The organism is Helicobacter suis, from assembly GCF_902196135.1.
Taxonomy (GTDB): domain Bacteria; phylum Campylobacterota; class Campylobacteria; order Campylobacterales; family Helicobacteraceae; genus Helicobacter; species Helicobacter suis_A.
Map to the genome: position 1 here is coordinate 1 of NZ_CABIKE010000030.1, position 2,496 is coordinate 2,496.

2 protein-coding genes are annotated in these 2,496 nt (G+C 39.8%); both read left to right on the top strand.

The window, feature by feature from the left end; translation table 11 throughout:
• Positions 1-868, top strand: an 868-nt coding sequence (locus tag G6Q06_RS08215) for a phage portal protein family protein (protein ID WP_163566291.1), incomplete at its 5' end; no start/stop codon positions are given.
• Positions 855-1,976, top strand: coding sequence for a phage minor head protein (locus tag G6Q06_RS08220; RefSeq protein ID WP_163566292.1), 1,122 nt, complete (start codon positions 855-857; stop codon positions 1,974-1,976). The genes G6Q06_RS08215 and G6Q06_RS08220, both read left to right, overlap by 14 nt.
• Positions 1,977-2,496 lie beyond the last annotated feature (520 nt).

Here is a 2,496-nt window from a genome sequence, read left to right on the forward strand (position 1 = left end):
CTATGATGGGCAATTAGAAAAACGGCCTTTTATTTTCATAAGCGGGGAAAAAGTCTATTTAGATAACCGCCCCGACATTCTTAGCGTTTGTGATCTAAATTTGTATGAAAGTAGCGCTTACAGAGTAGTTTCTATCTGTGCGCTTAAATACCTCGCGCTTGGTAAATACATGAGCTATTTAGAAAATCTAAGTATCCCACCACTAGTGGCCAAAAGCCCCGATCTGGAAAAAAATAGCGTTGAAAGATTGTTAGATAATTTAGAGGATTTGCGATCGGCTTCTGTAGGTGTGTTTGGAAGTGATGATCAAATAGACTTGTTGACTGGCTCAGTAGATAAAGATGCCTTTTTGAGTTTTATAAGATATTGCGATGAATGCATCAGTAAGGTGATTAATGGGCAGGTTTTAGCCGGTAATGCGGTAGAAAAAGGCACACAAGCACTAGGCACGGTACATGAAAATGTAGGCCGATCGTTTTTAGAATTTGACGCGCGCTTTATCTCAGTGGCACTAAATGAGGCACTAAAAGAGGCCTTTAAATTATATTTAGATCCAATCCCGCCCTTTGTGCTTAGCCTTGATACTAATACAGAAGTAGATGAGGCAAGACAGGTACAAGTTTATAAAGCCCTTTATGATATGGGTTTACAAGTAGATTTAGAGACTTTGCAAAAGGCCTTTAATGTGCCTTTAACCCGTATTCAACCGGGGTTAAATGGCGGTTTAACGCAAGTTAATAGCATTCAAAAACAGATAACACAAAAGCCTCCCGCGTTAGATTTTGAGATTGAAAAGCAAATTAATAAACTTTTTGAAAGCGATAGCACACAAGATTATTTGATAGACACCTACAATGCCCTATCTTGAAAGTATCGCCGCGTTAATGGCGCGTCAACCTACTTTGATCAAAGACCCGGCTACTTTCAAATTTGAGGATCATTTAAGAGTATTTGCGCTAAGCAAAGTGGGCAGCATTGATACAACTATAGATGTACAAAACGCCTTAGAAAAGGCCATAGCTAATAAGCAAACCTTGCATGATTTTCTCAAGGCTAATCCTAATCTAGTGCAAAATTTAGGACAAAAACGCTTAAGCCGTATTTTTGAATACAATAAGATTTATAGCCACACGCGGGCTAAAATGTTGCAGTTTGAAAATACACCGGGTGATGCTAATAGCGAGAATGGCGATGGCTGGTATTATATTTTTGAGAGCATGCATGATAGCGCGGCGCGGCATTTAGCCTTTGATGGTGTTTGTCTAGCGCGCAAAGACCCTTATTGGAACACACACACCCCCCCGCTAGATTGGGGCTGTAGGTGTCAGTTGCACATGGTTAGCAAGCGCGGGCTAAAAGCTTTTAATGAAAGTCGGGGCACTAAGATTGAGATTTTAGAAAAAGCCCCAAGTAACTTGCCCGCTGTTGATTCAAAAATTGCCTTTGAGCCAAATACCTACAAATACCTACAAAATTTTTTTAAGGCTAAGCTAGAAAGCTACGCCGGTAACAATCAGGCTAAAGAAAAGCTTAGCGGTGTGTTAAAGGCTATTGAGGAAAAGAAAAGGCGGTTTAAGGAGTTGGTGGGATTGACAAAAGAAGTTAATAAGGTTATGGATTTTGCTACGCTAAGCCCAGAAATTACAAAGATTGTTGAGGCTAGTACGCCAGTTGTCAAACTACAAGGCGCGCAAATGGTTAGCCACTTGCAAAAGCACACCCATACCGATCTATTTGACTACTACTTAGCCCAAGACATCTTAGAACAGCCAGCCTTAATTGCTAAAGACCCGGTTTTTAAAAATAATATTGTTATTGGCGTGAAGTTTGGGCGGTGGTATAAAATTGTTTTGAAAATTGTAAACGACGGGACTTGGTTTAGTTCGCTTATGTGGACTAGTACAAGAAAAAAGTTAGTAAAAAACCTAGATAACAAAAATATAATTTATCATGATCCTAACTTCCCCTACCAGTGAAAAGGTAGTTGCGCACGCCTAACGCAACACGAAATGCGCATTCGCGACCTCTAAGGCACATATGTCTATTTTCATCAAGTAGGACGCCTATACTATGATCGTACAACTTAATATAAGCTTATTTATGAAATTTGGGCGGTGGTATCGCCTAGCTATTGGAGTTAATGCCGGGGTGAATTGGTTTAAAAGCTTGTTGCATAGTTCAAAGGTTAGGCCGCTAAAAAAGCTAATGAACTCTAAAAAACTAATTTTTAAAAGTGATGATTTTAAAATAGAATGAAACGCCCTACCCGAAAAGAACTAGAGGGGCACCGTTCACACCCTCACGGTGTGCACCCGCGCTTTTATCCACGGCGTATAGCTATCATTTCAAGTAGGATCGTCATTTTTACAAATCACGCCTTATATTAGGCTTAATTAGGGCTTCGTTATCACCGATTCAGAGATCGTTAAAGTGTTTCAAAGTAAGTTACATTGGAATAAGAAAGGCATTCACATTGTACCAGTAAGGATCGATCAT